The sequence below is a fragment of the Pseudomonas sp. NPDC088429 genome, assembly GCF_044753305.1.
GTDB classification, from domain to species: Bacteria; Pseudomonadota; Gammaproteobacteria; order Pseudomonadales; family Pseudomonadaceae; genus Aquipseudomonas; species Aquipseudomonas rustica.
The window spans coordinates 47,488-66,458 of record NZ_JBIVMX010000019.1; the positions used below are offsets into that span (position 1 = coordinate 47,488).

At 57.4% G+C, this 18,971-nt stretch carries 15 protein-coding genes; 8 read left to right on the forward strand and 7 right to left on the reverse strand.

Features of this window, described 5'->3' with window-relative positions; translation table 11 throughout:
* The first annotated feature begins 57 nt into the window (after positions 1–57).
* Positions 58–1,026 (forward strand): ABC transporter ATP-binding protein, encoded by a 969-nt coding sequence (locus ACIP66_RS12660; RefSeq protein ID WP_129389065.1) that lies wholly within the window; start codon positions 58–60, stop codon positions 1,024–1,026.
* Positions 1,026–2,006 (forward strand): peptide ABC transporter ATP-binding protein, encoded by a 981-nt coding sequence (locus ACIP66_RS12665; RefSeq protein ID WP_053117064.1) that lies wholly within the window; start codon positions 1,026–1,028, stop codon positions 2,004–2,006. Before ACIP66_RS12660 ends, ACIP66_RS12665 begins: the two co-directional genes overlap by 1 nt.
* A gap of 234 nt (positions 2,007–2,240) precedes the next feature.
* Here ACIP66_RS12665 and ACIP66_RS12670 read toward each other — a convergent pair whose 3' ends face one another.
* The 3 genes from ACIP66_RS12670 to ACIP66_RS12680 all read right to left on the reverse strand — a co-directional run bounded on the left by ACIP66_RS12670 (position 2,241) and on the right by ACIP66_RS12680 (position 5,720).
* Entirely contained in the window at positions 2,241–2,660 is a 420-nt protein-coding gene (locus ACIP66_RS12670) for a hypothetical protein (RefSeq protein ID WP_400648469.1), read from the reverse strand.
* Between the two features lie 300 nt (positions 2,661–2,960).
* Positions 2,961–3,221, reverse strand: a complete 261-nt coding sequence (locus ACIP66_RS12675; RefSeq protein ID WP_159815350.1) for a hypothetical protein — start codon at positions 3,219–3,221, stop codon at positions 2,961–2,963.
* Positions 3,222–4,136: 915 nt separating this feature from the next.
* Positions 4,137–5,720: a peptide chain release factor 3 gene (locus ACIP66_RS12680; RefSeq protein ID WP_053117061.1), complete on the reverse strand. Its 1,584-nt coding sequence runs from the start codon at positions 5,718–5,720 to the stop codon at positions 4,137–4,139.
* A 420-nt stretch (positions 5,721–6,140) separates the two neighbouring features.
* On the opposite strand from ACIP66_RS12680, the gene ACIP66_RS12685 reads away from it, so the two are divergent.
* From ACIP66_RS12685 to ACIP66_RS12705, 5 genes are all read left to right on the forward strand, one after another.
* The gene (locus tag ACIP66_RS12685) at positions 6,141–6,857 is read left to right on the forward strand and encodes an ABC transporter permease (RefSeq protein WP_053117060.1); all 717 of its coding nucleotides are present in this window, start codon (positions 6,141–6,143) and stop codon (positions 6,855–6,857) included.
* A gap of 21 nt (positions 6,858–6,878) precedes the next feature.
* Positions 6,879–7,784, forward strand: a complete 906-nt coding sequence (locus tag ACIP66_RS12690; RefSeq protein WP_053117059.1) for a glycine betaine ABC transporter substrate-binding protein — start codon at positions 6,879–6,881, stop codon at positions 7,782–7,784.
* A 13-nt stretch (positions 7,785–7,797) separates the two neighbouring features.
* Positions 7,798–8,451: an ABC transporter permease gene (locus ACIP66_RS12695; protein ID WP_400648473.1), complete on the forward strand. Its 654-nt coding sequence runs from the start codon at positions 7,798–7,800 to the stop codon at positions 8,449–8,451.
* Positions 8,448–9,605, forward strand: coding sequence for a betaine/proline/choline family ABC transporter ATP-binding protein (locus ACIP66_RS12700; protein ID WP_053117057.1), 1,158 nt, complete (start codon positions 8,448–8,450; stop codon positions 9,603–9,605). The genes ACIP66_RS12695 and ACIP66_RS12700 overlap by 4 nt, the downstream gene beginning before the upstream one ends.
* 647 nt (positions 9,606–10,252) lie before the next feature.
* Positions 10,253–11,416 (forward strand): type III PLP-dependent enzyme, encoded by a 1,164-nt coding sequence (locus tag ACIP66_RS12705; protein ID WP_053117055.1) that lies wholly within the window; start codon positions 10,253–10,255, stop codon positions 11,414–11,416.
* Between the two features lie 54 nt (positions 11,417–11,470).
* On the opposite strand, the gene ACIP66_RS12710 is transcribed toward ACIP66_RS12705, so the two are convergent.
* The 4 genes from ACIP66_RS12710 to ACIP66_RS12725 form a co-directional block, all read right to left on the reverse strand.
* Positions 11,471–12,364: a hypothetical protein gene (locus ACIP66_RS12710; protein ID WP_400648477.1), complete on the reverse strand. Its 894-nt coding sequence runs from the start codon at positions 12,362–12,364 to the stop codon at positions 11,471–11,473.
* A 113-nt stretch (positions 12,365–12,477) separates the two neighbouring features.
* Positions 12,478–14,745, reverse strand: coding sequence for an alpha-xenorhabdolysin family binary toxin subunit A (locus ACIP66_RS12715; RefSeq protein WP_400648480.1), 2,268 nt, complete (start codon positions 14,743–14,745; stop codon positions 12,478–12,480).
* Positions 14,746–14,907: 162 nt separating this feature from the next.
* Positions 14,908–15,660, reverse strand: coding sequence for a tetratricopeptide repeat protein (locus ACIP66_RS12720; RefSeq protein WP_400648483.1), 753 nt, complete (start codon positions 15,658–15,660; stop codon positions 14,908–14,910).
* Entirely contained in the window at positions 15,657–16,337 is a 681-nt protein-coding gene (locus ACIP66_RS12725; RefSeq protein ID WP_400648485.1) for a Fe2+-dependent dioxygenase, read from the reverse strand. The genes ACIP66_RS12720 and ACIP66_RS12725 overlap by 4 nt, the downstream gene beginning before the upstream one ends.
* Before the next feature lie 207 nt (positions 16,338–16,544).
* Here ACIP66_RS12725 and ACIP66_RS12730 point away from each other — a divergent pair, with 207 nt between their 5' ends.
* On the forward strand, positions 16,545–18,860 hold the full coding sequence (locus ACIP66_RS12730) for a TonB-dependent receptor (RefSeq protein ID WP_400648488.1): 2,316 nt from the start codon (positions 16,545–16,547) through the stop codon (positions 18,858–18,860).
* The last annotated feature ends 111 nt before the right edge of the window (positions 18,861–18,971 follow it).

Here is an 18,971-nt window from a genome sequence, read left to right on the forward strand (position 1 = left end):
ACCGCCTGCGCGATGCGCTCGACCCGAAACTCAAGAACGCCGCCTGAGGAGATTCCCATGTCACTGCTAGAAATCAAGAATCTCAACGTTCGCTTCGGCGACAAGACCGCGACCCCGGTGGTCGACGGCCTCGACCTGAAAGTCGACAAAGGCGAAGTACTGGCCATCGTCGGTGAATCGGGCTCGGGTAAATCCGTGACCATGATGGCGCTGATGGGCCTGATCGAGCATCCCGGCATCGTCACCGCTGACTCGCTCAACTTTGACGGCAAAGACATGCTCAAGCTGAGCAATCGTCAGCGTCGGCAGATCGTCGGCAAAGACCTGTCGATGGTTTTTCAGGATCCGATGACCGCGCTGAACCCGAGCTACACCGTCGGTTTCCAGATCGAAGAAGTGCTGCGTCTGCACCTGAAAATGTCCGGCAAGCAGGCGCGTAAACGTGCGATCGAACTGCTGGAAAAAGTTGAAATCCCCGGCGCCGCCAGCCGTATGGACGCCTACCCGCATCAACTGTCCGGCGGTATGAGCCAGCGCGTTGCGATCGCCATGGCGATTGCCGGCGAACCGAAACTGCTGATCGCCGACGAACCGACCACGGCTCTGGACGTGACGATTCAGGCGCAGATCATGGATCTGCTGCTGGCGTTGCAGAAAGAACAGAACATGGGCCTGGTGCTGATCACTCATGACCTCGCGGTTGTGGCTGAAACCGCCCAGCGCGTCTGCGTGATGTACGCAGGGCAAGCCGTGGAAGTCGGCCAAGTGCCGCAACTGTTCGACATCCCGGCGCACCCGTACAGCGAAGCGCTGCTCAAGGCGATTCCCGAGCACAGCCTCGGCGCCTCACGTCTGTCGACCCTGCCGGGCATCGTCCCGGGCCGTTACGACCGTCCGCAGGGTTGCCTGCTGTCGCCGCGTTGCCCGTACGTGCAGGACAGCTGCCGCGCGCAGCGTCCAGGCCTTGATCCGAAAGCCCACAGCCTCGCCCGCTGCTTCTACCCGCTGAATCAGGAGGTGGCGTAATGGCCGTCGTACTTACCGCCCGCGACCTGACCCGTCACTACGAAGTGTCCCGTGGCCTGTTCAAGGGCCATGCGACCGTGCGCGCACTCAACGGCGTGTCGTTCGAACTGGAAGCCGGCAAGACCCTCGCCGTTGTAGGCGAGTCGGGTTGCGGCAAATCCACCCTCGCCCGTGCGTTGACGCTGATTGAAGAGCCTTCGTCCGGCTCGTTGAAAATCGCCGGGCAGGAAGTCGCCGGCGCCGACAAGGCTCAGCGCAAGCAACTGCGCAAAGACGTGCAGATGGTGTTCCAGAGCCCGTACGCCTCGTTGAATCCACGGCAGAAAGTCGGTGACCAGCTCGGCGAACCGCTGCTGATCAACACCAACCTCTCCGCCGCCGAACGTCGCGAGAAAGTCCAGGCGATGATGAAGCAGGTCGGCTTGCGCCCTGAGCACTACCAGCGTTATCCGCACATGTTCTCCGGCGGCCAGCGTCAGCGTATCGCCCTGGCGCGCGCGATGATGCTGCAACCGAAAGTGCTGGTGGCGGACGAACCGACCTCGGCGCTCGACGTATCGATTCAGGCGCAGGTGCTCAACCTGTTCATGGATCTGCAGCAGGAGTTCAACACCGCGTATGTGTTCATCTCGCACAACCTCGCGGTGGTGCAACACGTCGCCGATGACGTGATGGTGATGTACCTCGGCCGTCCAGTGGAAATGGGCCCGAAGAACGACATCTACGAACGCCCGCTGCACCCGTACACCCAGGCGCTGCTGTCGGCGACCCCGACCATTCACCCGGATCCGAACAAGCCGAAAATCAAAATCGTCGGCGAACTGCCTAACCCGCTCAATCCGCCACCGGGCTGCGCTTTCCACAAGCGCTGCCCGTACGCGACCGAGCGTTGCAGCACCGAAGAACCGGCACTGCGTCCGCTGGATAACCGGCAGGTGGCTTGCCACTACGCCGAGCAATTCCTCGACGGCGCGGCGTAAGCAAATCTGAATGATGATGCAAAAACTGTGGGAGTGGGCTTGCTCACGAAAGCGTCGTATCAGTCACTTTAATCGTTGACTGACAAGCCGCCTTCGCGAGCAAGCCCGCTCCCACAGGGAATGCGTTTCAAACAGAGTCAAGTATTGATAAAACCTCTTCTGTCTCGACTGTGCATAATTCGAGACAGCAGGAGGTTTCTTTAGTGATATTTCAGAGCTGATGATTAGCCATTGTTAGTTACTGCCCTCAAAACCAGAAAATTCCCCCTTGACCACGATATCCTTCTCCTCGCCATTTACTCTGGCGATCGTTGCTTCAGCTTCGATGACCGCTTCTTGGGTCAATTTATCGAACTTTACAAACTTGATGAAGCCGGAAATACCGTTATATCCAACGTCGGCAGAAGCCTCATAATGCGCTGTCGCCGCCCCCGCAGAACCAAACTGCTCAATCTGGTAACTTTCTCCGGCTCTAATATCCAGCGTACGCACAAAGAAGATTAGCCATTCGCCTTTGTCATTACGTCCTTCAAAACTAAAACCCAGATCGGACAGATTTTGATATGCCAGAACATCGGTGGTTGAAAAACCCTCCACGGTAGTACCCTTCGCCTGTAACTTCCCGGTCGTCTTTTTTCTTTCGTTAGCGCTCATCATGCAATTCCTTTTGGTCATTTATAAAAACACCCGTTTGCGGATGTATTTGTAATGACCGCATAACAAGCCGTCTACTGTCATATCTGACAGGTATCTCTACATAATCCTGATAATCTGACAGACGGTTCCAGACGAAAAGTCGATCTTGCTCGATCCGGACAACACGTTGTTAAAACTGTAGGAGCTGCGGCACGCTGCGATCTTTAGATTCTGATTGATAAAATCCAGATCAAAAGATCGCAGCGTGCCGCAGCTCCTACAGGGATATCGCAACCAGAGGTTTATTTGATCTTAGATCTACGTCTGGCTATCGCCCTCATCCGGATCATCAGTGTCCGGCTCGTCGGTGGTCGAGTCGTCATCGTCGGCGGCACCGCCCTGCCCCTGATCGCCCGGCTCGGACTCGGATTTGGCGAGCATCAAGCCGCTGTGCCCCACCTGCCCGTTGAAGGCCTGAGAATCATGATCCTCGCACTCGGCCCAGGCCGTCGCGGTGCCGAGGGACAACATCACCATCACTTTCAATAGCAATAAAACGCGTAGCAATCTGCTCTTCATAGCCGACTCCATCCTTTTCCAGGTGAGACATACGTGCCTGACTGGCGCTGTGTGAAATCTAGTTCCGATCAGCCGTGTTCACCAGATAGGACGCTAAAGGCCGAGTGGAAATGCCCTTGAAGGACAGATTGCTTTTGAATAACACTGATAGCTGAATCACCTAAGTGACGGGTTGTGCGGGGTGGACGAACGAGTGGCTTGGCGGGTCAACGGATTTTAAAACAGCACAAGCACCGTACTGGCCAGCCAAACGTTGTGGCCAAGTACATCGAGAGATTACAAAAAACCGACTTGAGATCAAAAGCCCCTCACCCTAACCCTCTCCCGGAGGGAGAGGGGACTGATCTGAGGTGATTGGGAGAGGTAGGCCGACGTGGGATACCGAGTCGAGCCCAGATTCTGAAAGGCTCACAAATCGGCTCCCACTCCCTCTGGAGAGGACTGGGCGGGCGGCGTTCCGATGAGGGGCAAAAACACCACAAATCCAAAGCCGAAACCGTGCTCCTCACCACTCAATAGGCCGAGTGTCAGCTCGCCTGCTCTTGATCTTGATCTTGATCTTGATCCACAGGCGACATCGGAAGGCTGAGTGGAGGGATTGATCCGGGCGTGGGAGCGCAGCGACCGTTTGGCGCAGCCAAACACAGCGAGAGGAGGTGCAGCGCAGCAAACCGTAGGCGCTGCGCCCGGATCAATCCCGCAGCGAAGGAACCCCGAGCCCCAGCGAGCGGGCCGCACGTAGGAGCAAGCGTTTTTTTGCTTACTTTTTTTAGGCGTTTGTAAAAAAAGTGAGTCGCCGTAAGGGCGAAACCGTAATCAGAAACTCCCGCAGAAACGGATATGCCCCCAAACCCAAGGCAATAAAAAACCCCCAAGGCATACACCTTGGGGGCTTCGGACAAAACAGTTCAGAACTTAGTGATGCTCACGCGTCGCCCGGAATTTCACGTCCGGCCAGCGCTCTTCCATCAACGCCAGGTTAACCCGTGTCGGCGCGAGGTAGGTCAAATGACCGCCACCATCGACCGCCAGGTTCTCCACAGCCTTGTTGGAAAACTCCTCAAGCTTCTTCTTGTCGCTGCACTCAATCCAGCGCGCGGAATACACAGTGATCGGCTCATACGAGCACTCAACCTTGTATTCCTCCTTCAAACGGCTGGCGACCACATCAAACTGCAGCACACCCACGGCGCCAAGAATGATGTCGTTGCTGCGCTCCGGGAAGAACACCTGCGTTGCACCCTCTTCGGCCAACTGCTGCAGACCCTGACGCAACTGCTTGGACTTCAGCGGATCACGCAGACGCACACGACGGAACAGCTCCGGCGCAAAGTGCGGAATGCCGGTGAACCCGAGAACTTCACCTTCGCTGAAGGTGTCGCCGATCTGGATGGTGCCGTGGTTGTGCAGGCCGATGATGTCGCCCGCAAAAGCCTCTTCCAGTTGCTCACGCTCGGAGGAGAAGAACGTCAGGGCGTCGCCGATGCGCACGTCCTTGCCGGTGCGCACGTGGCGCATCTTCATGCCTTTCTCGTACTTGCCGGAGCAGATACGCATGAACGCGATACGGTCGCGGTGCTTCGGGTCCATGTTCGCCTGGATCTTGAAGATGAAGCCCGAGAACTTCTCTTCGACCGGCTCAACGGTACGTTCGTTGGCGACACGGGCCAATGGACGCGGGGCCCAATCGACAACGGCGTCGAGTACGTGGTCAACACCGAAGTTGCCCAAAGCCGTACCGAAGAACACCGGGGTCAGCTGACCGTCGAGGAATTCCTGCTGGTTGAATTCGTGGCAGGCGCCCTGAACCAGCTCAAGCTGATCGATGAAACGGTCGTACTCGTCGCCCAGGTGTGCGCGGGCTTCGTCGGAGTCGAGTTTCTCGATGATCTTGGTTTCGGTGCGCTCGTGACCGTGGCCGGCGGTGTAAACAATGATGTAGTCATCGGCCAGGTGGTACACGCCTTTGAAGTCGCGGTAGCAACCGATCGGCCAGGTGATCGGCGCGGCTTTGATCTTCAGAACGGCTTCGATTTCGTCGAGCAGTTCGATCGGGTCGCGGATGTCACGGTCGAGTTTGTTGATGAAGCTGACGATCGGCGTGTCACGCAGACGGCAGACGTCCATCAGCGCGATGGTACGCGGCTCAACACCTTTACCGCCGTCGAGCACCATCAGCGCCGAGTCGACCGCCGTCAAGGTGCGATAAGTATCTTCAGAGAAGTCTTCGTGGCCCGGGGTGTCGAGCAGGTTGATCATGTGTTCGCGATACGGGAACTGCATGACCGACGTGGTAATGGAAATACCCCGCTGCTTTTCCATCTCCATCCAGTCGGATGTCGCATGGCGATCGGATTTACGGGATTTCACCGTACCGGCCACTGCAATCGCCTTGCCCATCAACAGGAGCTTTTCGGTGATCGTGGTTTTACCGGCATCGGGGTGGGAAATAATGGCGAAAGTGCGGCGTTTCGCGACTTCGGCGGCCTGGTTGGTCATGGGAAATCGCCTGGCGGTGATTCAAAAAAGGGCGGCGAGTATAGCTTAAAATGTAACCGCCGAACCACCGTCCCTCGGGCCCGCAAAACCCTGTAGGAGCTGCCGCAGGCTGCGATCTTTTGCTCTGTTGCGCTAGAACAAAGTCAAAAGATCGCAGCCTTCGGCAGCTCCTACAGGTGGCCAGATGGCATCTTATGTGGGAACCTTTCAGCGCTCGGAGACGTCCATCCCCTGTTACGACATGTCGTCAGGGGCTGAAAAATCAGCAAGTTAGCCTGACGAGGCTGCGCTCATGGCTCGCTTTCAGACCGCTTTTCCGGTGCTGAAGGAGCTGCTTCTCGCGAACGTTTATTCCCGGCAGCCATGTATGGCATGCCACACGGGAGAGCGTTTGCCGACTACAAAAAAAGGAGTCCGCCTGTGGCTATCCGCTATGGCAAAGGGCTGATTGGAGGTGCGGTGGTGATCGCGCTCCTGGCCCTGCTGGTCCACTGGATCGGCATCAACACGATCGAACACTACCGCGACGATTTGTTGTTTTACCTGCAAGCTCATCTGATTCTCGTCCTCGCTTCAATGCTGGCCGCCCTTGTCGTGGGCATCCCCGCCGGCATCTTCCTCAGTCGCCCGACCATGGTCGGACGCGCCGAACGCTTCATGCAAATCTTCAATATCGGTAACACCGTGCCGCCGCTGGCCGTACTTGCGATTGCCCTGGGCGTCCTCGGCATCGGCAGTGGCCCGGCGATCTTCGCTTTATTCCTCGCCTCCTTGTTGCCGATTGTGCGCAACACCTACGAAGGCCTTAAAAACGTTCAGGGATCGCTCAAAGAAGCGGCCGTCGGCATCGGCATGACGCCGCGCCAGGTGCTGTGGAAAGTCGAATTGCCCAACGCCGTGCCGATCATTGTCGGCGGTGTGCGTGTGGCCCTGGCGATCAACGTCGGCACCGCGCCGCTGGCATTCCTGATCGGCGCCAACAGCCTCGGCAGTCTGATCTTCCCCGGCATCGCCCTGAACAATCAGCCGCAACTGGTACTCGGCGCTGCGTGCACCGCACTGCTCGCGTTGCTGCTCGATGGCGTCGTCACACTCGCCAGCCGTCTCTGGCTGGAACGCGGTTTGCGCACGTCTTAAGGCTTTTGCGAAGGAATACCTATGAAACGATTTAGCTTGATTCTAAGCCTGATGCTGAGCAGCGCTCTGCTGTTCGCCGGCATCGCGCAAGCCGCTGACAAACCGGTAATCCGCCTCGGCGCCCGGGTCTTCACCGAGCAGACCCTGCTCGCGGAAATCACCGCGCAATACCTGCGCAGCAAAGGCTACGACGCGCAGATCACTGGCGGTCTGGGCAGCAACCTCGCCCGCAGCGCTCACGAAAGCGGGCAACTGGACTTGCTCTGGGAGTACACCGGCGTGTCGCTGGTGGCTTACAACCATGTCACCGAGAAACTCGACAGCGCTCAGTCCTACGCCCGGGTGAAAGAACTCGACGCCAAAAAAGGCCTGATCTGGCTGACGCCGTCGAAATTCAGCAACACCTACGCCCTCGCGCTGCCGAAAAAAGTGGCTGAGGAATATCCGCAGATCACCAACATCAGCCAGTTGAACGAGGTGCTGCGTGCTGAAGCCAAGACCAATCACCTGGTGGCGCTGGACACCGAGTTCGCCAACCGCTCCGACGGCCTGATCGGCATGGTCGACCTCTACGGCATGAACCTGACCCGCAAGAACATCCGCCAGATGGATGCCGGGCTGGTTTACACGGCGTTGCGCAACGGTCAGGTGTTCGCCGGTCTGGTCTACACCACCGACGGTCGCCTCAGCGCCTTTGGCCTGAAACTGTTGGAAGACGACAAACACTACTTCCCCGATTACACCGCTGCGCCCGTGGTGCGCCAGGCAACACTGGACGCCAACCCGAAACTGGCCGAGCAACTCAAGCCGCTGGCCGAACTGTTCGACGACGAAACCATGCGCCAGCTCAACGCGCGGGTCGATGTCGATCATGAAAGCCCATCGTCCGTTGCCGCCGATTTCCTGCGCCAACATCCGCTGAATTAAAGGAGGAAAAGTCATGGAATTCTTCAACGCCTTTTCCCATCTCGACTGGCAACAGGTGATGCACCTGACCTGGCAGCACATCACCCTGGTCGGCATCGCTGTAACGTTGGCGATTGTCGTCGGCGTGCCGCTGGGCATTTTGATGACGCGCTTCCCGAGCCTCGCCGGCCCGCTGCAGGCCAGCGCCACGGTGCTGCTGACCGTGCCGTCGATTGCGCTGTTCGGTTTGCTGCTGCCGTTCTACTCGACGTTCGGTCAGGGCCTCGGCCCGATGCCGGCGATCACCGCCGTGTTCCTCTATTCACTGCTGCCGATCATGCGCAACACCTACCTCGCCCTCACCGGCGTCGAACCCGGCATTCGTGAAGCCGCACGCGGCATCGGCATGACTTTCGGCCAGCGCCTGCGCATGGTCGAACTGCCAATCGCGGTGCCCGTCATCCTCGCCGGCGTGCGCACCGCCGTGGTGATGAACATCGGCGTGATGACCATCGCCGCGACCATCGGCGCTGGCGGCCTCGGTGTGTTGATCCTCGCTTCCATCAGCCGCAGTGACATGTCGATGCTGATCGTCGGCGCGCTGCTGGTCAGTCTTCTGGCCATTTTCGCTGACCTGTTTCTCCAATGGCTGCAACGCTCGTTGACTCCAAAAGGACTCCTCAAATGATCGAACTTCAAAACCTCAGCAAAACTTTCCAAAGCAACGGCAAAGACGTCAAAGCCGTGGATTCGGTGAGCCTGACCGTCAATGAAGGCGAGATCTGTGTGTTCCTCGGGCCATCGGGTTGCGGCAAAAGCACCACGCTGAAAATGATCAACCGCCTGATCAAACCGACCTCGGGCAAGATCCTCATCAACGGCGAAGACACCACCGACCTCGACGAAGTAACTCTGCGTCGCAACATCGGCTACGTGATCCAGCAGATCGGTCTGTTCCCGAACATGACCATCGAAGAGAACATCGTTGTCGTGCCGAAACTGCTCGGCTGGGACAAACAGAAATGCCACGACCGCGCCCGCGAGTTGATGAGCATGATCAAGCTTGAGCCCAAGCAGTATCTGCATCGTTATCCGCGTGAATTGTCCGGTGGCCAGCAACAGCGCATCGGCGTGATCCGCGCACTGGCGGCGGATGCGCCGCTGCTGCTGATGGATGAGCCGTTCGGTGCGGTTGACCCGATCAACCGCGAGATGATCCAGAACGAATTCTTCGAGATGCAGCGGGCGCTGAACAAGACCGTGATCATGGTCAGCCACGACATCGACGAAGCCATCAAACTCGGCGACAAAATCGCAATCTTCCGCGCCGGCAAACTGCTGCAGATCGATCACCCGGACACGCTGCTCGCGCACCCGGCGGACGACTTTGTCAGCAACTTCGTCGGCCAGGACAGCACACTCAAGCGTCTGCTGTTGGTCAAAGCGGAAGATGCGGCGGACAACGCGCCATCGGTGAGCCCGGAAACGCCAGTGGCCGATGCGCTGGAATTGATGGATGAACATGACCGTCGTTATGTCGTCGTCACTTGTGCTGATAACAAGGCACTGGGCTATGTGCGTCGTCGTGATCTGCACCGTCAGACTGGCACTTGTGCGCAATTCCTGCGTGAGTTCAACGCCACCGCCGCGTACGACGAGCATCTGCGCATTCTGTTGTCGCGCATGTACGAGTTCAACCGTTCGTGGCTGCCGGTGATGGACGCCGAGCGGGTGTTCCTCGGTGAGGTGACGCAGGAGTCGATTGCCGAGTATCTGAGCTCCGGCAAATCCCGCGGCGGCAAGACCAGCATCGTCTCGCCAGCTGAGGCCGTAGTCGCCTGATGAATCGGTAAATACACAAAACCCTGTGGGAGCGAGCTTGCTCGCGAAAGCGCAAGATCAGTCAACAACGATGTCGACTGTGAAAAAGCCTTCGCGAGCAAGCTCGCTCCCACAGGATCCGGGTGATTTTTTCTTCATTCGTCATGCGGAAATTAATCTCAACACTGCATAACCGCACAGCCTGTCTAAAACGACCTGCGAAACAGCCAAATCCCCCCTCATACCCTCCCCTCGCCGCCAACGTCGCCGATGTTGCCGCCATCACACTTATCCACGACTTCGCCGACATAATCCGTGAACGTGCAGGTATTTTTAACACTTCGAAATTCTCGGGGAACATCTGTCCGTCATCTCGGTCGGCTACAAAGAGTGATCAAAGCGACGCACGTCAGAAGCGTGCAAAAACGCGACATTTTTAGTTGATCTCAGGCCCCTCACGCCCTAAAGTTCGCGCCGAACGTCCATGCTGGAAACGATCCATCCGGCTCAAGTACTGACGACGAGACAGCAAGGCCAAGGGCAAATCCGCCCGTGGCCTTTTTGCTTTCGGCGACATGCCTTGGGAAGTAGGCGAACCAAAGTGGGGATACGGAGGGCGTTCATTTGCACCCATTGTTTAATTCAGTTTGCCAGTAGGAGTTCCCAGCATGTCGATCAATGTCGAAGACTATTTCGCGCGCGCCACTTTTGACAAAATGAAGGCGTTTGCCGACAAACAGGAAACCCCGTTCGTGGTGATCGACACCGCGATGATCAGCCAGGCCTACGATGACCTGCGCGCCGGTTTCGAATTCGCCAAGGTCTACTACGCGGTCAAGGCCAACCCGGCCGTCGAGATCATCGACCTGCTCAAAGAGAAGGGTTCGAGCTTCGACATCGCCTCGATCTACGAGCTGGATAAGGTGATGGATCGCGGCGTCAGCGCCGACCGTATCAGCTACGGCAACACCATCAAGAAATCCAAGGACATCCGCTACTTCTACGAGAAGGGCGTGCGTCTGTTCTCCACCGACTCCGAAGCCGACCTGCGCAACATCGCCAAGGCTGCACCGGGGTCGAAAGTCTATGTGCGCATCCTCACCGAAGGCTCGACCACGGCTGACTGGCCACTGTCGCGCAAATTCGGCTGCCAGACCGACATGGCCATGGATCTGCTGATCCTCGCTCGCGACCTCGGCCTGGTGCCTTACGGCATCTCCTTCCACGTTGGTTCGCAGCAGCGCGACATCAGCGTCTGGGACGCAGCGATCGCCAAGGTCAAAGTGATCTTCGAGCGTCTGAAAGAAGAAGACGGCATTCACCTCAAGCTGATCAACATGGGCGGTGGCTTCCCGGCCAACTACATCACCCGCACCAACAGCCTGGAAACCTACGCCGAAGAAATCATCCGCTTCCTCAAGGAAGACTTCGGTGATGACCTGCCGGAAATCATTCTCGAGCCAGGCCGTTCGTTGATCGCCAACGCCGGTATTCTGGTCAGCGAAGTGGTACTGGTCGCACGCAAGTCGCGCACGGCTGTTGAACGCTGGGTGTACACCGATGTGGGCAAGTTCTCCGGCCTGATCGAAACCATGGACGAAGCGATCAAGTTCCCGATCTGGACCGAGAAGAAGGGCGAGATGGAAGAAGTGGTCATCGCCGGCCCGACTTGCGACAGCGCCGACATCATGTATGAAAACTACAAGTACGGTTTGCCGCTGAACCTGGCGATTGGTGATCGGTTGTACTGGTTGTCGACCGGTGCTTACACCACCAGTTACAGCGCGGTTGAGTTCAATGGCTTTCCACCGTTGAAGTCGTATTACGTGTAAGCGTCTTACCCGTAACGCAAAAAGCCCATGACCTGTCATGGGCTTTTTTATGCGTTACAGCCGGGTCAATTTGCCCAGTTGGTCCGACATGCTTTGCACATCGTTCAACGGCCCCTTGAGCATCGGCAGCGCAGATTTCGCCCGCGCCATCGTCATCGCCGGATAATGGTCTCGAAGCATCTGTTGCGCTTCATCCAGCATGCACGACATCCGATGGCAGAAATCGCTGAGGTTGTTCGCCGCACTGGCAGCGCGTCGGCGCAGGTTGAACAGAAACTCGACATGTTCTTTGGACTGCGCGATTCGCTCCTCCTGCGAATACAACCGGCCTGGCTCATAAGTCGTGCCGGGCAGACCGATTTTACCCAGACTGTAATAGGCCTCGATCTTGGGGATCGGTTTATCGCACGTGCATATCGGCATCGTCAGGCACTCGATGAAACGCACGAAGATGCCGTGGATCGACTCGGCCAGTCCGATCACCCGGGTTTTGAAATTGAGCACCATGCCCCGATATTGCTCAAGCCGGCGATCCATTTCGCGCAGCACATCGATGATGCTTTCGGCAGGTGCATTACCCCAGGCAGGCGACCTCACCAGTGAAAATTGCCGCGGATCGATCGTGACGATCGTCTTTCGGCGATTGTCGGCCTCTGAAACGACTGCCTGAAACTCTTCGATAAAGGCAAAAATCTCACGCAACACCTGCGCAGAACGGCTGCCAAGCGCCGGTGTGGCCACCTGTATCGCCCGCCAACACATTTCACTGGTTTGTGCAGCCTGCCTCAGGCTTTGAACATTCGGCGGCGGCACCATGATGTGCTTTTGCCGTTCGAAGATCCCGGTAAACTCGGTCATTTCCTGCAAGGCAGGGGGTAGATCCTGCAGAAACTTCACATACTGCTTCAATGCAGCGAAGTTTTTTTCTGCCAGTAAATATTCAAGCATCAGCCTCTCCTTAGTCTGATCGTACTTTCATTGCCGATGGAACCGTGCCCATCGGCAATCCTGCGCCGGACTCTGATATCACACACAAATGCAGAGCACGCCTACCGGCAGACTCAGCGCTGCGGAACGGACAGCGGATTAAGGAAAGCGATAAACAGTGGCGCATGCTGTTTCAACGCGGCACTGAGTGCATCACAGTCGTCCGACACTTCGACATCGATTGCATCGCGCAACTGCTCAAAAGCATTCACGGCAGGACGGTAGGTGGCGGCATATTCGGCGCGACAGTCTTCCATGGCGTGAATGGCCTTCAGGTAAGTGACCTTGCCTTGCGAATCACGGATACCCGCGCGCTCGCTTTCAATCTCGGCCTGCACGCCATCGATTTTCAGCTTCAGCTTGTCGCTCTCACGCACCATGTCCAGGAAGCGCACAGACTCACGAATGCCAATAAGGGTTCGCTTCAGTTGGTCGATGGCCGCCATCACCAGTTTGATTTCCGGCGGAGCCAGGCCCAGTTCGGTGATCTTGGCGATGGTCAGCTCAACGTCCTTGCCCAGATTCTCGATACCGCTTTTTTCCAGCAGATTGACCCCGTTAATGATGACCTTTCGATCGGCCGCAAGCTCTGCAAGTTTGCTGTCCAGCTGTGCAATTTCTGCATCGGCCACGAGCGCGTCGCGCTGGAAATCGGCGATGTAAGCCTGCGTCGGGCGCATATCAAACCGTGCATCAATATTGCGCAAGGCGTTACGCACCAGAGTTGCCTGCTTGGTCATGGCAGAGGAAATCGAACGCAAAATATCCTTGCGCTCATCGTCGATTTCTTCAATGACCTCAGGATCGGTTTCTTTCAACCGATCCTTCTCGTTGCGGGCGAGACGTCGCAGGCTGTTTTGCAGATCATTCACTCCGGTCTGGGCCGAATCCTGCAATTGGTTTTGGCATTGCCCCATGCCACTCACAGTGCGCTTGAAGCGGTCGAACAGATCGGGCAGGTAACCCAGTTTAGTCTTCAAGACTTCTGCCTGAGTGCGAGCTTCACGCATCTGTTCGACAGTGGAGGCCAAAGTGGCCATGTCCACAGGCGGATAGCTCACTGTCGCGCTGAGACTGATCACACGCGAGGTTCGCGTGCTGAACGAATAGTTGCGCTCGTATTCTTCATCAGCCTCTTTGAAGACCTGAATAAGCTTGTCCGAGTCGGTCTCGATGGTTTTCCATGGCAGCACGACTTCTTCGAACTCGGTACCGAAGACCCGCAGGCTCAAGGCATCGTTGACGCGGCCCATCGCAGCGACCGAGTTGGAAATGTGCAGGTAGAGGCTTTTCCAGACATGCATCAGGTTCTGCGTGGCGATGTCGGCATCGATGGTCACGATCATCAGACTTTGCAGGTCATGTTTGACGCGGGCAAGAGAACCGAGTGTCTGGTTCTTGCTCGCCAACACCTGGATATCCCGTTCCTGTTCGGCATACAACGCTTTGCGTGCAGCACGAATATTTTCCGCCTCCACCCCCATGTAGATAGCCATGGCCAGGCCCACGATGTTCATCCCGGCGGCAGACTTCAATGCCTCCTGAACAGCGGCCTTGTATTCAGTGTTTTTGATATCGATTTCTTTGGCACGATTATCGATGTCATTCTTCAATACCTTGATATCTGCTGCCAACGTACTGCTGTCGATCAAACCGACCCTGAGTTTGATATTGGGCAGGACATGTTCGCGCAGATCATAACCAAATAAGTCCAGGTCATTCTTGATGCCTTGCACATCGCTGAGGTTTTTATTGATCCGCTCGAATATTCGCTGCAGGTAATAGCCCAACGTCGCGACGGTATCCGGATCAATTTCAATATCCGGAAACTTGTCACCCAATTCAATTTCGAGTGCTTTAAGCTGGGCAAGTGTTTTAATCTTGTTTTTCTTGAGGAACGCGACCGAATCATCGTCGCTCAAGACTTCCTGAATCGCCTTGCCATAATTGAGCATGCTGCTGGCAAAGCTCTTCAGCCCCTGCCCGGTCATCATGATGCGTTCACGCAGCGGCGACCAGCGTCTTGCGTGGTTGCGGGTGTTTACAAAGGTCGAGAGGAAATCTGTCGGATTCAGCCCTGGGCCGCCGTTCTGCCCTGCGCCATAGCGCAGATAATCTTCGACATCCTTCAGGGTATGCGGCAGCGCCAGGCCGGCGGCTTCATATTTACGCAAATCAATGATCTGCTTTTTAGTGAGGAGCAACCCTCTGTCGCGTACTACATCATCGCCATCCGACGTCGATGCGTCACTTAGTAACTTTGGCGCCGCCGCCGCCATCTGCATAACTTGTTCAGGCGAGGCATTATTCAGGGCATCGCCCCATAAGCTGGAAGAAGACATGATCATTCCTTTAATCAGTTTGGTAAGAACTTAAACTTGCCAGACAGACTTAAACATAAAAGCCGCACTTAAAAAAAGCGCTTCATGACTTCAATATATTTATAAAGAATACTTACAACTGGACATACGACTCGATACTTGCGAACAGCGCCTTGAATTCAACTAGACGCTGATGTGCCCTGCGCGTTCTTTATACTCTTGAGCCAATGCCTGAATGGCCGTGTGTGCTGCGCTCTCCAAAGTCTGGGCAGCCACGCCGAGAAACGCAGCATGCCCCCCGAACATTGCCTTGCGGTACCAGCCTGACGCCTCTTCAATCTGTGAGCGCTCGGCCAGCACGCTGGCATAACTGAACTGGCCACGGAAGTCGCCGGCCTGCGCCGAGCGGCGATACCAGTCGAAGGCTGCGGCAGGGTCCGCGCGACAATGGCGCCCCTCTTCAAGATAACGCCCGAGCAGGTTCATCGACTTGGCGTGTCCGGACTCGGCGGCCTGGCGATAAAGCGCCAATGCTTGCGGCTGATCGACCGCCACGCCGCGCCCGGTCGCCAAGAGATTTGCCAGGTTGTACATCGCCCAATCGAGGCCTGCCTGCGCCGCGACTCGATAATGCTGCGCTGCAACCGACGCATCCGCTGCAACGCCCCAGCCATGCTCATGACAACGCCCGAGCATGTTGCGCGCCATCAGGTGCCCGCGTCCGGCGGCGATGCCGAACCAGCGCAGCGCCAGCGCTTGATCCTTAGCGATGCCCTGGCCGTCCAGCAGGAGTTGCCCGAGCAATGCCTGCGCTTCAACCTCGCCCTCGCCCGCTGCCAGCAAAATGGCTTGGGCCGCACGGGCCGGACTTTCAGTGAGCATGGCGCTGAGTTGTTCGCCGCTGAGGATTTCCTCGCGGCGCAGTTGGAAACTCATACCTCGACCCAGCGACGCAGCAGGTTGTGATACGTGCCGGTAAGGCGGATCAGCGAAGGATGATCCGGCATGTCCTGCGTCAACTGCTGAATCGCGCCGTCCATCTCGAACAGCAGCGCGCGCTGGCTGTCTTCGCGCACCAGGCTTTGCGTCCAGAAGAACGACGCATAGCGCGCGCCGCGAGTGACTGCGTTGACCTTGTGCAGGCTGGTGCCGGGGTACAACACCATGTCGCCGGCGGGCAGTTTCACTTGTTGAGTGCCGTAGGTGTCCTGGATTTCCAGTTCGCCGCCGTCGTAATCCTCGGGCTCGCTGAAGAACAGCGTGGCCGACAGATCGGTGCGCACGCGCTCGATGCTGCCCTTCGGTTGGCGCACGGCGTTGTCGATGTGGAAATCGAAGCTGCCACCGGCCGTGTAACAGTTCACCAACGGTGGGAAGACTTTGTGCGGCAATGCGGCCGACATGAACAGCGGATTTTTCCACAGCCGCTCGAGCATCGCCGCGCCGATTTCCTTGGCCAGCGGATGACCTTCAGGCAGTTGCAGATTGTGCTTGGCCTTGGCCGACTGGAAGCCGGCGGTGATCTTGCCATCGGCCCAGTCAGCCTTCTGCAAAGCCTGGCGAATGCGCTGCACCTCGTCTTTCGCGAACAGTGCGGGGATGTGCAGCAGCATGGCGATGTCACCTGATGGCAAAGAGGCGGCAATGGTATTGATTCTTATTGTCTGTGTAAAACCCGGGAGACGAATGAACTGGCAGAAACCGTAAGGTTAAATTGTAAAGAATGTAAATTCAGTGCGAATAACAATGTTTCGCAATTGATACGAATACCTGTTTACCCTATATTCCGCCGCCTCAAATCCTTGGGGAGGGGAATAAAAATGGCACGTCAACACGCACAATTACCGGTCAGTTCACCACGTCTGCTCGCCTCTGCAATCGGCGTCGCAATTACCGCCGGCTCCGCTGGCCAGATGGTGTTCGCTGCCGAGAAAACCGACAGCAAAGCGTCCGGCAATGCCATCGCTCTGGACGCCACCGCCATCACCGGCGAAGCGCAGGACTTGACGTCCTACCAGGTCGAAAAAGCCTCCTCGCCCAAGTACACCGCGCCGCTGGTCGACACGCCGCGCTCGGTCACCGTGATCCCGCAACAAGTGCTCAAAGACACCGGCGCCCTGAACATGCAGGACGCGCTGCGCACCGTGCCGGGCATCACTTTCGGCGCCGGTGAAGGCGGCAACCCGCAGGGCGACCGTCCGTTCATTCGTGGTTTCGACGCCCAGGGCGACACCTACCTCGACGGCGTCCGTGACACCGGTTCGCAGAGCCGCGAAATCTTCGCCGTGGAAAACATTGAAGTCAGCAAGGGCCCGAACTCCGCCATCGGTGGTCGTGGCGCAGCGGGCGGCAGCATCAACCTGGTGAGCAAGAAAGCCCACCTCGGCAACTCGTTCGACGGTGGTTTCACCTGGGGTTCCGACCAGACCCAGCGTTACACCCTCGACGGCAACTACCAGTTCAGCGACACCGCCGCTGGCCGTCTGAATCTGATGAGCCACGAGAGCAACGTCGCCGGCCGTGACAAGGTCGATTACGACCGTTGGGGTATCGCCCCGTCCCTGGCGTTTGGTCTGGGCACCGACACCCGCGTCAACCTCGATTACTACCATCTGGAAAGCAACGACACTCCGGACTCCGGCGTGCCGTACACCATTCCGCTCGGCGGCTCGGCGGCACGCAGCAAATCCAATCCGGACAAGCCGTACTCGGGTGGCGACCACAGCAACTTCTACGGTCTGGATCGCGATTTCCGCAAGGGCCGCACCGACACCGCGACCTTCGCCATCGAACACGATTTGAGCGACTCGCTGACGATCAAGAACACCCTGCGCCACGGCACCAGCATGCAGGATTACATCCTGACCCAACCGGACGACAGCAAGGGCAACGTCAACAACGGTACGGTCTGGCGTCGTGCGAACACTCGAGTGAGCAACACCGAGACCACCACCAACCAGACTGACCTGTTCGGCAATTTCTACGTCGCCGGCTTCAAGAACAGCTTCTCCACCGGTGTGGAATACACCCGTGAGGAGAGCCAGAAGTCCTCGTACAACGTCAACACTGACACCACGCCGCGCACCACCGCCGCGACCACTAACTGCAACCCGGGGCTGATCGGCGCAGCCAGTGGCTACAACTGCACCTCGCTGTCAAACCCGAACCCGAACGATCCGTGGAACGGCGCGATCTCGCGTAACTACGCCGGCACCGACACCCAGTCCGATACGTACGCGCTGTATGCGTTCGACACGCTGGAGTTGTCCGAGCAGTGGCTGGTGAATATGGGCCTGCGTTACGACCACTTCGAAACCGGCTACAAGACTTACACCAACGCCGGCACCACCACTTCGAAGGGTGCTGACACCAGCGAGTTCGTCACCGGTCAGTTCGGTGTGGTTTATAAGCCAGCGGAAAACGGCAGCATCTATGCGTCTTACGCGACCTCGGCCACGCCACCGGGCAACACCCTGGGCGAAGGTCAGGAAGGCAACCCGTTGGGCGGCAGCACTGACCGTGCCGGCAACCTGCTGAGCAGCGACATGGAGCCGGAAACCACCAAAAACTACGAAATCGGTACCAAGTGGGATCTGCTCAACGATCGTCTGTCGCTGACCGCTGACATCTTCCGCACCGAGAAAGAAAACGCTCGGGTACAAGTCGACACCACTTCGTACGAAAACGCCGGCAAGACCCGCGTGCAAGGTTTCGAACTGTCGGCCAGCGGCAAGATCACCGAGAAATGGCAAGTGTTCGCTGGTTACGCGTTCATGGACAGCGAGCAAGTTGATGGCGGCCCGCTGAACCGCGCCACCGACGGCAACGAACTGCCAAACACGCCGAAAAACAGCGCCAGCCTGTGGACAACTTATCAGGTCACTCCGAAGCTGACCCTCGGTGGTGGCGCGTTCTATGTCGACGACGTCTACGGCAGCGTGGCCAATACGACCATGGTCGATTCGTATGTGCGTTACGACGCGATGGCGGCGTACAAGCTGACCAAGAACGTCGACCTGCAACTCAACGTGCAGAACCTGACCAACGAAACCTACTACGACAAAGCCTTCTCGACCCACTTCGCCAACCAAGCGGCGGGCCGTACGGCACTGTTGAGCACCAATTTCCACTTCTAACCCTGTAGGAGCTGCGGCACGCTGCGATCTGTTGATCCTGATCTTTAAAAGTAAAATCAAAAGATCGCAGCGTGCCGCAGCTCCTACAAAAACAGTGGGCCCCGTTCATTC